Genomic DNA, 14,417 nt, shown 5'->3' with positions numbered 1-14,417 from the left:
GTCTAGCGCGGGTGTTTCGCGGCCCGGCAGGGCCGGGGTCGCGGCGTCACGAGGGGCACGGCATATGAGTCTTCTGCTGGGCGTGTTGGTGGGCGTGGCCTACGGGCTTTCGGCATTTGCGGGCGCCTTCGTTGCGCTGCCGCTGCTTGTGCTGGCCGGCGGTGTGGGGCTCCATCAAAGCCTGCCGATCGCGCTGTTCGCGCTTGGCATCTGTGCCGCAATCGCAGCAGGAGATGCTGTTAGGGCGCGGCAGTGCAGCACCCGCCATGCGACGCTTCTCATCATGGGCGGGTTGCCGATTGTGATCGTCGGCGCCTGGCTGGCTCAACACACGACCGAAACAGTGTTGGCGACGCTGTTCATGGTCGCCGCGATCGTGTTCGGCCCGCTTCTGCTCTTAACTGTTCGTCAGTATCGGCATCGCCGCGCGTCAGCGCCGGCGACGCTGCTTCATGCGCCCCGGCGCGCCGTCGGCGAGGCGAGTACGCCGGCTGAACTCAACGGCGGTCAGCGTGCCGCGGCATTGTTTGCGGGCGCTGGCTGCGGGTTGATCGCCTCATTCTGCGCCGCCCCCGGCTCGTGGATGGGCTGGCGCATTCTGGATCGTCAGCGGCCGGGTGAGGGGTATCTGGTGGTGGGAACGCTCGCGTTTTCCACATCCGTGGTCGCCATCGTGGGGGCGGGCGTCGGGTTCCTTTTTGCGCCGGAAATCCCCGGTTACACGGCCGGCCTGTTCGTGCTCGGCGCGGTATCCGGCATGGGATTGGCGCGGCGGATTCATCATCTGCCGCAACTGCGCGCGAGCAATACCGTGCTCGGCGCGGCGGTGGTGGTCGCTGCGCTTGCGCTCTGGATATCGGTTGTGAACGGAGCCACGCCCGCGGCATGAGACCGCTTCTGCTTGTCGGTGCCGGGCATGCCCATGTGGCGCTGGTGGCGCATGCAGCGGCGCTGCGTGACGCCGGCTTCGATATCCAGCTCGTCGACCCGGGCAGCTTCTGGTACGGCGGTGCGCCCGCACGGCTGATGCGCGGCGAGCTCGGTCGCGACGCCCTGCGGTTGCCACTGCGAGCTTTCTGCAAGGCCAACGATGTGCGCTACCGGTGCGATCGCGCGCTTGGCCTCGACGCGCGCCATCGCCGGCTCTGGCTCGCCAGCGGCCAGATGCAGACGTTCGACACCATCTCGCTGAACGTCGGCCAGGAAACGCCGTTCGACGACACCAACGTCGCGGGCAGCGGCCTGCAGCTATGGCGCGCATCGGCGACCTACGAGCTCGTCCAGTTCGTCCAGGCGTTGTCAGAACGGCAGGGCGGCGGCCGCGTGCAGCGCATCGCGGTCTATGGTGACGGGCCGCGCGCGACCGAGATCGTCGCCGGTCTGGTCAATGGTCCGTGGCGCGATCATTTGCGTATCAGCTGGTTCTTGCCGGGTACGCGCCCGTTGCCGGGGGCGCCCTGGCGCGTTAACCGACGTGTCATGGCGCTGCAGGCGCGGCACGCGCTCGAACTGATCGTGAACACCAGGCTTAGTGGCGTCGAGGAGGGGGCGGTCTGCAGCAGCGATGGCCGCCGGTTCGGGGCGGATCATGTCGTCATCGCGGCCGGTGCCGGCGCCGCGCGGTTTGCTCACGCGGCCGAGTTGCCCGCCGAAAGCGATGGTTTGTCTGTTTCACGTCGGTTGCATTCACCCACGGATACGCGGATCTATGCGGCCGGCGGCTGCGCGGCCATGATCGGCCGTGACATGATGCGTTTTTCCGAGGCGTGTGAACAGGCGCAGGTGCTGGCCCGCAATATCGTGGCTGGTGCGCGTCGACGACCGTTCAAGAGTTATCGACCAGGCAGGGCGGGTCATGTGGTCGATATGGGCGATGGCACGGCGATCGGCTGGCGCGGACGGCTGTGGTGGCAGGGTGCGGGCCTGGCGCGCCGTCGCCTGCGGCGCGATGCCGAATGGCTCGCGCTCATCGCGCGTTTCAACGGACACGATTGACCCGCAGGGCTTTCGCCTCACCGGCAGGCAGTCCTAACCGGGGCTGTCGCATTGCCGGCCCGGCGGTGACCGAATTTGCCGGGCCCCACACGCAAAAAAGGCGACGCGTCAGTGACGCGCCGCCTTGCCGCGGTTAATTGAATAACCGATCGATCAGGCTGCCTTCAGGTTCTCCCGGACGGCCTTTTCGATGCGCTCGCCGATGGTGGCATCGACATTGCGCCAGTATTCGAAGGCGCGCTGGAGCACGTCTTCGCCGACGCCATCGGACAGATGGCCGGCCACGTTGTTGACGAGGCGATCACGCTCTTCATCGTTCATGACCTTGTTCACCAGGTCATTGGCCTGGTTGAAGTCGCCGTCGTCCTTGCGCAGCTTGTAGGCCTCGCGGACCATTTCGCCGTCGGCTTCCCAAACGTTGTTCGCCGGGTAGGCCGAGGGGTTGGCGTGGGGGCCGCCCTTGGTGTTGGGCGCGTACACCGGGTCGGAGACGTTATGCATACGCATCGCGCCGCCCTTGGTGTAACTGTTGACCGGCGATTTCGGCACGTTGACCGGGATCTGCTTGTAGTTTACACCCAGACGGGCGCGATGGGCGTCCGCATAGGAAATGGTACGGGCAAGCAGCATCTTGTCCGGGCTCACGCCGGTGCCCGGCACCATGTTGTTGGGCTCGAACGCGGCCTGTTCGATCTGCGTGTGGAAGTCGACCGGATTCTCGTCGAGGGTCATCTTGCCGACCTTGATCAGCGGATAGTCCTCGTGCGGCCAGACCTTGGTCAGATCGAACGGATTGATGCGATAGGTCTTGGCATCCTCGTACGGCATGACCTGCACATAAAGCGTCCAGGTCGGGAAATCGCCGCGTTCGATGGCGTTGAACAGATCGCGACGGTGATAGTCGGCGTCGGAGCCGGCCATCTGATCGGCCTGTTCCTGGGTCAGGCACTTGATGCCCTGGTTGGTCTTGAAGTGGTACTTCACCCAGAAGCGCTCGCCTTCGGCGTTGACCCACATGTAGGTGTGGCTGGAGTAGCCGTTCATGTGACGCCAGGTGGCGGGCACGCCGCGGTCGCCCATCAGCCACGTGACCTGATGCGCGGATTCCGGCGACTGCGTCCAGAAGTCCCACTGCATGTCGTGGTCGCGCAGGCCGTTGTCGGCGCGGCGCTTCTGCGAGTGAATGAAGTGCTGGAACTTCATCGGGTCGCGCACGAAGAAGACCGGCGTGTTGTTGCCCACCATGTCGAAGTTGCCTTCTTCGGTGTAGAACTTGAGCGCGAAACCGCGCGGATCACGCCAGGTGTCCGGGCTGCCGGACTCGCCGGCCACCGTGGAGAAGCGCGCGACCATGTCGGTCTTGACGCCCTTCTGCAGGAACTTGGCCTTGGTGTACTTGCTCACGTCCTCGGTCACCTCGAAGTGGCCGAAGGCACCGCCGCCCTTGGCGTGCGGCTGGCGATCCGGAATCATTTCCCGGTTGAACGCCGCCATCTGCTCCATGAGGAAATGGTCGTGAAGAACAATCGGGCCGTCGCTGCCGACCGAGAGCGAATGCTCGTCGCTCGGATACGGCTCGCCGCCCGTCGTCGTATGCGTTGTGCGGATATCGTCTGTCAAGGTTCTACCCTCCAGTGGTGGTTCACGCGACGTGGTCGCCGCATTTTATGCGTCGAGTTTCAAACACCCTCGTCCGGTGTTTCGAGGCTGTGCGTCCGGCAGGACTTGCAGAGCCCCCAGAACATCACCTCGGCCTCATCGACTTCGAAGCCGTGATCGTGGCCCGGCGTAAGACAGGGCTTTTCGCCGAGTACGCAATCCACGTCCTCGATACAGCCGCAGCTGCGGCAGACAAGATGATGATGGTTGTCGCCCGTGCGCCGCTCGAAACGTGCCGGGTGGCCGGACGGCTTGATCTGCTGCACGAGATCGGCGTCGATACATGCCGCAAGCACGTCGTAGACGGCCTGCTTGGATATCGACCCGATCTGCTGGCTCACGCCAGCATGCACCTGTTCAACGGTGGCATGCGGGTGCTCCACCAGCCACGCAAGCACAGCATGGCGAGAAGCGGTCACGCGGAGCCCGCGGTCACGCAACTGCTGGACGATGGGTGTGGTCTGTCGACTCATGGCGCGGACATAATTGGCGATAAACTTGAATTAGTCAAGATTACGACTCGGTTAAAAATACGCGTCCGTCTCGTGACGGTGTCGCGAAAGGCCTGAGTGCCGTATTCCGGAGGGTAACGATCGGTCGGCGTGACTCGGGCGTGCCCGGCCGGCTTTGCCAATGAACGCGAGTTGCCGGAAACTACCGCGTTCGCCGCCGTTCGTACCCGACCATCGTGCTACTGCCATGACGATCCGTCTCCTCGACGACCAGCTGATCAGCCAGATCGCCGCCGGCGAGGTGGTCGAGCGCCCGGCATCGATCGTCAAGGAGCTGATGGAAAACAGCCTCGATGCAGGCGCGGGCTGGATCACGGTCGATGTGGAGCACGGCGGGTTGCGTCGTATTCTCGTGGCCGATGACGGCAGCGGCATCGGTCGCGACGAGCTGCCGCTGGCCGTGGCCCGGCATGCGACCAGCAAGATCGACAGCCTTGACGGCCTCGAGGCGGTCGCGAGCCTGGGGTTTCGCGGTGAGGCACTGGCCAGCATCGCCTCGGTGGCGCAACTGACGCTGACTTCGCGGGCTGGCGATGCCGATCGTGCCCATGCCGTGACGCCCGGTGCACAGCCTGGCCAGGGCGATACCGTGCGCCCGGCCGCGCTCGATCGCGGCACGCGTGTCGAAGTGCGCGAGCTGTTCGCGCGCATTCCGGCCCGTCGCAAGTTCCTGCGCGCGCCGGCCACCGAGTTCGCGCACATCCGCAAGGCGTTCAATCAGCTTGCCCTGTCGCGTTTCGATATCGGTTTCGTATTGCGCCATGACGGCACCGAGATCGCACGTCTCGCCCCGGCAGACGATCTCGACAACATGCAGGCGCGCGTCGACAAGCTCATAGGCGGTCCCTTTGGCGAGCATGCCGTCGCAGTCGACGAGCAGGCCGCCGGGATGCGTCTGTCCGGCTGGATCGCCACGCCCGGTTTTTCGCGCGGGCAGGCGGACCGGCAGTACAGCTATGTGAACAACCGGCCGATTCGCGACAAGGTGTTCAACCACGGGGTGCGGCTGGCCTATCGCGATCTGTTGCATAACCAGCGCCACCCGGCCTATGTGCTGTATCTCGACGTGGATCCGCGCCAGGTCGATGTCAACGCCCACCCGGCCAAGGCCGAGGTGCGTTTTCGCGAGTCCCGGCTCGTGCACGATTTCGTCTTTCGCAGCGTGCAGCGCGCGCTCGCGGCGGTGGAGGCCAGGCCCCACGCGGCCCGCGAGGTCGATCTGCCGGTGCGTGAGCCGGCGGCGCCACCCCACGGAGCGGACGAGATCACGCCGCGGCCGGTGTCGCGACTGTTCGACAGCCCGGGCAGCGCGACCGATATCCCCAGTATCGCCCAGACCCGTGCGGCTTACGCGTTTCAGATGCCGTCGGATTTCACTGCCGCGCCCGCGGACGCACCGGCCGACGACGCGATAACACAGTCCGCGACGCCGCAGGCCGACGCTGACGACACGCCGACCCTTGGCTATGCGCTCGCGCAGCTGCACGACATCTATATTCTCGCGCAGAACCGTCAGGGCCTGATTCTCGTGGATATGCACGCCGCGCACGAACGCGTGCTCTACGAACAACTCAAACAGGAGTATTCGCAGGGCCGGATTCAGAGCAAGCGCCTGCTCGTGCCCGAGACGCTGTCGCTCGCCGAAGCCGAAGCGGCAGCCGTCGAGCGCCATGCCGACGCGCTCGAGGCGGTGGGTCTGGAAATCACCCGCGCCGGGCCCACGACCGCTCTGCTGCGCGGTGTGCCGGCGCTGTTGGCCAACGAGGACTATGTCGCACTCGCTTATGACATGGTCGCCGATTTGGGCGACGGGCTGCGCGGCCCGCAGGCGGTGCGCGATCGTATCGACGACGTGCTGGCGGATATGGGCTGCAAGGCGGCGGTCAAGGCCGGCCGGCGACTGACGCTCGCGGAGATGAACGCGCTGTTGCGGGACATGGAGCACACCGACCGGGCCGGGCACTGTAACCACGGCCGCCCGAGCTGGGTTCAGGTCGACATGAGCGGGCTGGATCGCCTGTTCATGCGCGGCAAATGAGCGCTGCCGGCGTGTCTGAACGCCCCGGTGTCGTTTTTCTGCTCGGGCCGACCGCCTCCGGCAAGACCGGACTGGCGGTCGAGCTGGTGGAAACCCTCAATGCCGAGATCGTGTCGGTGGACTCCGCCATGGTCTATCGGGGGATGGATATCGGCACCGCCAAGCCCGATGCCGAAACGCTGGCGCGCGCGCCGCATGCACTCGTGGATATTCGGGATCCGGCCGAACCGTATTCGGCCGCGGATTTTCGCCGCGACGCGATCGCCGAGATCGAGCGTATTCACGCCGCGGGTCGCATTCCGCTGCTCACCGGCGGCACCTCGCTCTACTTTCGGGCACTCGAGCACGGGCTGAGCGACATGCCGGGTCGCGACGAGCGATTGCGGGCCCGATTGACGGAAGAAGCCGATCGGCACGGCTGGCACGTGATGCACCAGCGCCTTGCCGGGATCGACCCGCCGACCGCGCGGCGTATTCACCCCAACGACGCACAGCGCATCCAGCGCGCCCTGGAGATTCACGCCTTGAGCGGCCAGACGCCGAGCGCGCTGCACGCCCGCGAACGCGCGGCCCGGAACGCCACGCAGCTGCCGTGGTCTATTACCAAGCTCGTGGTGGCGCCCTCGACGCGGCGCGTGCTGCACGAGCGCATCGCATCGCGATTCAAAATAATGATGTCACAGGGATTTTACGAAGAGGTTGAAAAACTCCACGCCAGGCCCGATCTAGACCTCGAATTGCCGGCGATCCGCGCCGTCGGGTATCGCCAGCTGTGGCAGGTCATGAGCGGAGAACTGACGCTGGAGCAGGGCGTCGAGCGCGCGATATTCGCATCGCGCCAGCTCGCAAAGCGTCAGCTGACCTGGCTGCGATCCATCGAAGACGCACACTGGCTGACGAGCGACGAAAAACCCGATATAAAACAGGCACTAACACATCTGCGGCAATCGAATCATTTCGGTTGACGCGTGCTACAATCGCTTTAACGAAATCTTTATACTTTAGCTTCTGCGGAGTCTGTACCCATGGCAAAAGGCCAAACACTACAAGAACCATTCCTGAACGCCTTGCGCAAGGAGCGCGTGCCGGTGTCGATATATCTGGTCAACGGTATCAAGCTCCAGGGGCAGATCGAATCCTTCGACCAGTTCGTCGTGCTGCTGCGCAACGCGGTCAACCAGATGGTGTACAAGCACGCCATTTCCACCATCGTGCCGGCCCGTAATGTACGCTCGGAGATGCACGAGGAAATGAACCAGAGCAGTGACGGGGCCGACAGCGATTAGAGCAGCGATCGACCACCAGCAACCGACCGGAATTCTTCATGTTTGAACGGCCGCCGACAGGTCAGGCGGCCGTCATCGTGCATCTCGCCTTCGGCATCGACGAATACGACGAGGCCGATCGCGAGTTTCGCGAACTCGTGGAGTCGGCAGGCGCCGATGTGCTGGACCACATCGGCGGCAGCCGTCGTACGCCGGACCCACGCTATTTCGTGGGTGGCGGCAAGGTCGACGAGATTGCCGAATCCGCCAAGGAGCGCGGCGCGGAGCTGGTGGTTTTCAACCACGATCTGTCGCCCAGCCAGGAGCGCAATCTCGAAAAGCGCCTGAACGCGCGCGTGCTCGATCGTGCCGGTCTGATTCTGGATATCTTCGCCAGCCGGGCGCGCTCGCACGAGGGCAAGCTGCAGGTCGAACTCGCCCAGCTGCAGCATCTGGCCACGCGACTGGTGCGGGGCTGGTCGCATCTGGAGCGCCAGAAGGGCGGTATCGGGCTGCGCGGCCCGGGTGAGACCCAGCTCGAGACCGACCGTCGACTGCTCAACGAACGCATCAAGATGCTGCGTCAGCGCCTCGAAAAAGTCAGTGCACGGCGCGAACAGGGCCGAGCGGCGCGGCGGCGTGCGCGTACGCCGATCGTTTCTCTAGTGGGTTACACCAACGCGGGAAAGTCCACGCTGTTCAATCGGCTGACGGGCGAAAGCATCTACGCGGCCGATCAACTGTTCGCGACCCTGGATCCGACCCTGCGCCGCATGGACGTGCCGGTGGGCGAGCCGTTGATCGTGGCGGATACCGTAGGCTTCATCCGTGATCTGCCGCACGAACTGGTCGCGGCCTTCAAGGCCACGCTCGAGGAGACCCGCGAGGCCGACGTGCTGCTGCACGTCATCGACGCGGCCGATCCCGAGCGCCGCGCGCATGCGCGGGAAGTCAACGACGTGCTCGACGAAATCGGCGCGCGCGACGTGCCGCAGATCGAGATCTTCAACAAGGTCGATCTGCTCGACAACGAGAGCGCGCACGTCGAGACCGATGCCCACGGCGTTCCGACGCGGGTGTGGCTGTCGGCGATGAGTGGCGAAGGGGTCGAAACGCTGCGCGCCGTGCTCGCGGATTTCTGCAACCCCGACATCATCGCGGGGGTGCTGCGTGTGCCGGCTTCAGCCGGGCGATTGCGCTCCGAGCTGTTCGAACTTGGGGTGGTGGATGCCGAAAGCCACGACGACGACGGCGCCAGTCGACTGGCAGTGACGGCCTCGCAGGCCGATCTCGAGCGTATCGTCGCGCGCGCCGGGCTGCGCTTCGACGAGGTGCTAGTCGAGCGCCGCGCGTCGCGCATGACGCCGCGGGCCGAGGCATCCTCGAGCCTGCCGGTGACGTAGAAGCTCAATATATAACGCTCGATAAAACGCACCCGCCGGTCAACCCGTCGATGAGGGCATCAGCGGTGTTCGACAGGGGTGGGGGCGCCCGATAGAATCGCGGTTTCGCCTAAAGGATGAATATAAGCATGGCTTGGAACGAGCCTGGCAAAGGTCAGGACCCGTGGGGTGGCGGCAACAAGAATAACGGTGGCGGCCCCCCGGATCTGGACCAGATCTGGCGCAATCTTCGTGCGCGCTTTTCCGGTAACAAGGGTGGCAATGGCAGCGGCAACGCGGGTGGCGGCGCCGGCGGGCCGAGTCCGGCCATTCTGCTGTTCATCGTGCCCGTGGCGCTGGTCATCTGGCTGGCCACCGGCCTGTACGTGGTGCAGCCTGGCGAGAAGGGCGTGGTGTTGCGCTTCGGCAACTACACCAGCACCCAGGAGCCCGGCTGGCACTGGCATTTCCCGTATCCGATCGATCGTGTCTACAAGGTCGATACGCAGCAGGTCCGGCGAGCGAAGAACCGTGCGGTGATGCTGACCAAGGACGAGAACATCGTCGAGGTCGAGGTGGCCGTTCAGTACCGCATCTCCGACGCGATGAACTATCTCTTCCAGCTGCGTGAGCCCGACGCCACGGTCGAGCAGGTGCTGCGCTCGGCGGTCCGCGAGATCGTCGGTACAAGCCGCATGAACCAGGTCATTCAGGAAGGCGTGCAGGTCGAGGAGCTCGAAGATCGGGCGCTCGACAACGTCGATTTGAAAGAAGGCTCCGGGCAGCCGGCGGAAAAGGACGCGCTGCAGGGCGTGGACGACAAGCTCGTCAACGAGATCAAGGCCCAGCAGAACGCCTACCCGGAAATCACCGACCGGTCCCGTGCCAAGCTGCCCGAGAACGTGAGCAAGATCGTGCAGGCTACGCTGTCGAGCTATAACGCCGGCATCAACGTGGTGGCCATCAACGTGCAGTACTCGCAGCCGCCCGAGCAGGTGCAGGGCGCCTTCGAGGAAGCGATCAAGGCGCGCGAGGAAGAAGAGCGCAAGAAGAACATCGCCCGGGCCTATGCACGCGACATCGTCGCCCGTGCCCAGGGTGAGAAGGCGCGCATCCTGCTGGACGCGCGCGGTTATCGCGAACAGAAGACCGCACGCGCCAAAGGTGAGGCCTCGCGCTTTTCCGAGCTGCTCGCGCAGTACGAAAATGCCCCCGAGGTCACGCGTGAGCGTCTGTATCTCGAGAGCATGGGCGAAGTGCTGTCGAGCTCGAACCTGATTCTCGCGGAGCAGAGCGAAGGCGGGCCGCTGATGTATCTGCCGCTGGAAAAGATGCTCAACGACGCGCGTCGCAACAAGCAGGCGGAGGCCGCGGCCAACAACGGCATGAATAACGGCAGCAGTGGTGATGGCGCCTCGAGTGGCTCGTCCACCTACGACGGGTCGAGCAGTGGTTCGTCGTCCTCGTCGAACAGCGCGTCCGACAATCTCCGCAGCCGGGATCGCAACTCATGAGTCCCAAGCATATCTTCGCGATCATCATCGTTCTGATCATTGGCTACGCGGCGCTCGACTCGGCGTTCATCGTCGACGAACGCGAGCGCGTGGTCGTCGTCGAGCTCGGCGAGATCGTCGGCCAGAACTACGAGCCGGGCCTGCATTTCAAGGTCCCGTTCATCCAGACGGTCAACTCGTTCGACCGCCGCATCATGACGTTCACCGAGGAGATCGAGCGCGTGCTCACCTCGGAGAACAAGAACCTTGCGGTCGACTTCTATGTGAAGTGGCGTATCAAGGACACGGTCGACTACTACCTGTCGACCCAGGGCAGCGAGCAGCGTACGCGTGACCTGCTCACCGAAATCGTGGAAAACGATCTGCTGGCCGAGTTCTCCAAGCGCACGATTCGCCAGGCCGTGGGCGATGACCGCAACGAGATCGTCGCGGCGGTGCAGGTGCAGGCGAACCAGGATGCCGAGGAGCTCGGCGTCGAGATCGCCGACGTGCGCATCATGCGTCTCGACCTGCCCGACGAGGTGAGCGAGTCGGTCTACGAGCGCATGCGCTCCGAGCGTCAGGAGGTCATTCGCACGCTGCGTGCCCAGGGTGACGCCGCGGCCCAGGAAATTCGTTCGGACGCGGAACGCGAACGTACGATCATCCTGGCGGATGCCTACAGCCAGGGTCAGGTGATCCGCGGCCAGGGCGATGCGCAGGCGGCGAAACTCTATGCCGACGCCTACCAAAAGAACCCGACGTTCTACAGCTTCTATCGCAGTCTGCAGCTGTATCGGGATTCGCTGGGCAGCGACGACCTTCTGCTGTTGCGGCCGGACGGCGAGTTGTTCAAGTACTTCAACCCGAAGCCTTCGGCTGACAGCGCCGGGCGCTGACCGCGCCCATGTGGCCTGATTTGCTGAGGGCTCTGGCGCTGGTGCTGGTCATCGAAGGGCTGATGCCCTTCCTGGCGCCCGAGCGCTGGCGCGAAATGATGCTGCGGCTGTCCGATGTGGACGGCCGCAGCCTGCGTGTGTTCGGCGGGGTGCTCATTGGCGTGGGCGTTCTGCTGCTGCAATTCATTCACTGACGGAACACGTCGTAACGCGATGCAATCGAACCGCTGGCTTCTGCCCGAGGGCGTTCAGGAAATGGTGCCGCCCGAGTCGTGGCGCCTCGAGGCTGCACGACGGCAGTTGCTCGATCTTTACTGGCGCTGGGGCTATGACCTGATCCGCCCGCCGCTGATTGAATATCTCGACTCGCTGCTCACCGGGGCGGGTCACGAGCTCGATCTGCAGACATTCAAGCTCACCGATCAGCTCAATGGCCGGATGATGGGCGTGCGGTCCGACATGACCACCCAGGCCACGCGTATCGATGCGCATCGGCTGCAGGCCGTGGGGCCGGCGCGCTACTGCTATATCGGCAGTATTCTGCGCACCCGTCCGGAAGAGCCGGGCGGTTCACGCTCGCCGTTGCAGGTGGGCGCCGAGAAATTCGGCGATGCCCATATCGACAGCGATCTGGAAATCGTATCGCTGATGCTCGAGACGCTGACGCTGATGGGCATCGACAATGCGTGCCTGGATCTCGGCCATGTGGCGATCTATCGCCGGCTGGTCGCGCACGCCGACATGCCGGCTGATCTCGAGCCGCAACTGTTCGACGTGATTCAGCGCAAGTCGCGCCCGGATCTGGACAGCATGGCCGCCGCCGGGCGCATCGACGCGCAAAGCCACACGCGTTTTCAGCAGCTCATCGAACTTAACGGCGAGCCGGGCGTGCTCGCGCAGGCGCGCGACGCGCTGGCCGGTATCGACGCTGAAATCGATGCCGCGCTGGAGCGCCTCGGCGAGATGATCGACCTGCTCGCGACGCATTATCCGCAGGTACCGCTTTTTCTCGATCTGGCCGAACTGCGCGGTTATCGCTACAAGACGGGCCTGCTGTATGCCGCATTCGCGCCGGGCCTCGGGCGCGAACTCGCGCGCGGCGGACGCTACGATGACGTGGGCGCCACCTTCGGGCGGCCGCGGCCGGCGACCGGTTTCTCGGCCGATCTCAACCTGCTGGCGGCGCTCGGCCGTTTCGCCCCCGAAACGCGGCGCGGCGGTATTCACGCGCCGCCGGGCAGCGATCCCGAGCTGCTGGCCAGCGTGCGCCGTCTGCGTTCGGCGGGTGAGCGGGTGATCGTGGCGACGCCGGGCGCGAACGATCCGCTCGGCGACGATTGTGATCGGGTTCTCGAATTCATCGATGGCCGCTGGGATGTGCGGCCGCTGGAAACAAAGGTCTAGTCATGGGCAAACGCGTCATCGTGATCGGCAGCCAGTGGGGCGACGAGGGCAAGGGCAAGATCGTCGACCTACTCACCGACCGCACCCGTCACGTGGTTCGGTTCCAGGGCGGCCATAACGCCGGCCATACGCTGGTGATCAACGGCGAGAAGACGGTCCTGCACCTGATTCCGTCCGGTATTCTTCACGACGGCGTGACCTGCCATATCGGCAACGGCGTGGTGCTCTCGCCTGACGCGCTGATCGAGGAGATGGCCACGCTCGAGGCGCGCGGGGTACCGGTACGCAGCCGTCTGCGCATCAGCCCGGCCTGCCCACTGATCCTGCCGAGCCATATCGCGCTCGACAAGGCGCGCGAAGCGGCCCGCGGCAAGACCGCGATCGGCACCACGGGGCGGGGGATCGGCCCGGCGTATGAAGACAAGGTCGCACGGCGTGCGATTCGTGTGGGCGATCTGTTCCGGCGCGAGATGTTGGCCAGCAAACTGGGCGAGGCGCTGGATTTCCACAATTTCGTGCTCAAGAACTACTTCAACGTCGCGCCGGTCGATTTCCAGGCCACCCTCGACGACTGCCTGCGCTATGCCGACGAGATCGCGCCGATGGTCGCGGACGTGGCCGAATTGCTGCGTCAGGCCTATGTTGCCGACGACTCGATCCTTTTCGAAGGCGCCCAGGGCGCGCTTCTCGACGTGGACCACGGCACCTATCCGTACGTGACCTCGTCGAACACCACCGCCGGCGGTGCCGCCACCGGCACCGGCGTCGGGCCGATGTACTTCGATTACGTGCTCGGTGTGGTGAAGGCCTACACCACCCGCGTCGGCTCCGGGCCGTTCCCGACCGAACTCGACGACGACAACGGCCGCCATCTGGCCTCCAAGGGGGCCGAGTTCGGCGCGACCACCGGCCGGGCGCGCCGCTGCGGCTGGTTCGATGCGGTCGGGCTGCGTCGGGCGGCGTTCAACAACAGTCTCTCGGGGCTGTGCATCACCAAGCTCGATGTGCTCGACGGCCTCGACGCCATCCAGCTGTGCACGGGTTATCGCTGCGACGATCAGGTGATCACCGTGCCGCCGCTAGGCGCTGAAGCGCTGTCGCGCTGCGAGCCGGTCTACGAAGAGATGCCGGGGTGGGCCGAATCCACCTCCGGCGTGCGGGAGTACGACAAGCTGCCGCAAGCGGCCCGCAACTATCTCGATCGCCTGGCCGAGATTACCGGCACGCCGATCGATATCGTGTCCACCGGGCCGGACCGCGCCGACACTATCGTGCTGCGCCACCCCTGCGGTAGCGCGTCTGTCTGACGCGTTGCGCGTTCCTTATGGCTGCGGCCGCAAGGCCGAGCCACGCCGGGCTATTGTGCAGCAATCCCGCAGGGATTCGTGGGCAGCATCCGTGTAACGGATCGCGCCGGTCGTTGAGCGGCCCGGCACGGGCGTCATTCTCAACAGTTTATTGCGCCGCGTGCCTTGGCTCTGTGCCGGCCACCACGGCGGTCTTCGATCCGCTGGACTTTCGCTTGCGCGATCTTCTGCGCATAAAAAAGGCCGCGTCGGATGACGCGGCCTTTCATCGGCAAGCAGTTCGCTCAAGCGATTGCTTGCCGTGTGTTCGAGCTTGGTGCCCAGGAGAGGACTTGAACCTCCACGAGCGTTAGCTCACTAGCACCTGAAGCTAGCGCGTCTACCAATTCCGCCACCTGGGCTCGAAGAGCGCGCAATTTATCGATTGCCCCGGCGGTTGTCAATCATTGCTTGTGCCACGATG

13 protein-coding genes and 1 tRNA gene are annotated in these 14,417 nt (G+C 64.8%); 11 read left to right on the top strand and 3 right to left on the bottom strand.

Annotated elements, in window-relative coordinates:
* The first annotated feature begins 64 nt into the window (after positions 1 to 64).
* On the top strand, positions 65 to 889 hold the full coding sequence (locus J7355_RS09465) for a sulfite exporter TauE/SafE family protein (protein ID WP_209061997.1): 825 nt from the start codon (positions 65 to 67) through the stop codon (positions 887 to 889).
* Positions 886 to 1,995: an FAD-dependent oxidoreductase gene (locus J7355_RS09460; protein ID WP_209061995.1), complete on the top strand. Its 1,110-nt coding sequence runs from the start codon at positions 886 to 888 to the stop codon at positions 1,993 to 1,995. The genes J7355_RS09465 and J7355_RS09460 overlap by 4 nt, the downstream gene beginning before the upstream one ends.
* Positions 1,996 to 2,148: 153 nt before the next feature.
* Here J7355_RS09460 and J7355_RS09455 read toward each other — a convergent pair whose 3' ends face one another.
* The gene (locus J7355_RS09455; RefSeq protein WP_209061993.1) at positions 2,149 to 3,615 is read right to left on the bottom strand and encodes a catalase; all 1,467 of its coding nucleotides are present in this window, start codon (positions 3,613 to 3,615) and stop codon (positions 2,149 to 2,151) included.
* A 59-nt stretch (positions 3,616 to 3,674) separates the two neighbouring features.
* Positions 3,675 to 4,127 carry a Fur family transcriptional regulator gene (locus J7355_RS09450; protein ID WP_209061991.1) on the bottom strand — a complete coding sequence of 151 codons (453 nt, stop codon included), beginning with the start codon at positions 4,125 to 4,127 and terminating at the stop codon, positions 3,675 to 3,677.
* A 226-nt stretch (positions 4,128 to 4,353) separates the two neighbouring features.
* Between J7355_RS09450 and mutL the strand changes: the two genes are divergently transcribed.
* From mutL to J7355_RS09405, 9 genes are all read left to right on the top strand, one after another.
* Entirely contained in the window at positions 4,354 to 6,204 is a 1,851-nt protein-coding gene (gene mutL / locus J7355_RS09445; protein WP_209061989.1) for a DNA mismatch repair endonuclease MutL, read from the top strand.
* Positions 6,205 to 6,215: 11 nt separating this feature from the next.
* Positions 6,216 to 7,169 carry a tRNA (adenosine(37)-N6)-dimethylallyltransferase MiaA gene (gene miaA, locus J7355_RS09440; protein ID WP_348523020.1) on the top strand — a complete coding sequence of 318 codons (954 nt, stop codon included), beginning with the start codon at positions 6,216 to 6,218 and terminating at the stop codon, positions 7,167 to 7,169.
* Between the two features lie 60 nt (positions 7,170 to 7,229).
* Entirely contained in the window at positions 7,230 to 7,490 is a 261-nt protein-coding gene (gene hfq / locus J7355_RS09435; RefSeq protein ID WP_209061985.1) for an RNA chaperone Hfq, read from the top strand.
* A gap of 38 nt (positions 7,491 to 7,528) precedes the next feature.
* Positions 7,529 to 8,872, top strand: a complete 1,344-nt coding sequence (hflX, locus tag J7355_RS09430) for a ribosome rescue GTPase HflX (protein ID WP_209061983.1) — start codon at positions 7,529 to 7,531, stop codon at positions 8,870 to 8,872.
* 128 nt (positions 8,873 to 9,000) lie between these two features.
* The gene (locus J7355_RS09425) at positions 9,001 to 10,365 is read left to right on the top strand and encodes a protease modulator HflK (protein WP_209061981.1); all 1,365 of its coding nucleotides are present in this window, start codon (positions 9,001 to 9,003) and stop codon (positions 10,363 to 10,365) included.
* A complete protein-coding gene (gene hflC / locus J7355_RS09420) occupies positions 10,362 to 11,243 on the top strand; it encodes a protease modulator HflC (RefSeq protein WP_209061979.1) in 882 nt (293 codons plus the stop codon). Before J7355_RS09425 ends, hflC begins: the two co-directional genes overlap by 4 nt.
* 8 nt (positions 11,244 to 11,251) lie before the next feature.
* A complete protein-coding gene (locus J7355_RS09415) occupies positions 11,252 to 11,437 on the top strand; it encodes a DUF2065 domain-containing protein (protein ID WP_209061977.1) in 186 nt (61 codons plus the stop codon).
* A 19-nt stretch (positions 11,438 to 11,456) separates the two neighbouring features.
* On the top strand, positions 11,457 to 12,647 hold the full coding sequence (locus J7355_RS09410) for an ATP phosphoribosyltransferase regulatory subunit (protein WP_209061975.1): 1,191 nt from the start codon (positions 11,457 to 11,459) through the stop codon (positions 12,645 to 12,647).
* A 2-nt stretch (positions 12,648 to 12,649) separates the two neighbouring features.
* Positions 12,650 to 13,954 carry an adenylosuccinate synthase gene (locus tag J7355_RS09405; RefSeq protein ID WP_209061974.1) on the top strand — a complete coding sequence of 435 codons (1,305 nt, stop codon included), beginning with the start codon at positions 12,650 to 12,652 and terminating at the stop codon, positions 13,952 to 13,954.
* A gap of 314 nt (positions 13,955 to 14,268) precedes the next feature.
* On the opposite strand, the gene J7355_RS09400 is transcribed toward J7355_RS09405, so the two are convergent.
* Positions 14,269 to 14,355: transfer RNA gene (locus J7355_RS09400), tRNA-Leu, on the bottom strand.
* Positions 14,356 to 14,417: the final 62 nt, after the last annotated feature.

The organism is Endozoicomonas sp. G2_2 (genome assembly GCF_017744135.1).
Lineage (GTDB): Bacteria > Pseudomonadota > Gammaproteobacteria > Nevskiales > Salinisphaeraceae > Salinisphaera.
This window is presented reverse-complemented; position numbering and strand designations above follow the sequence as displayed.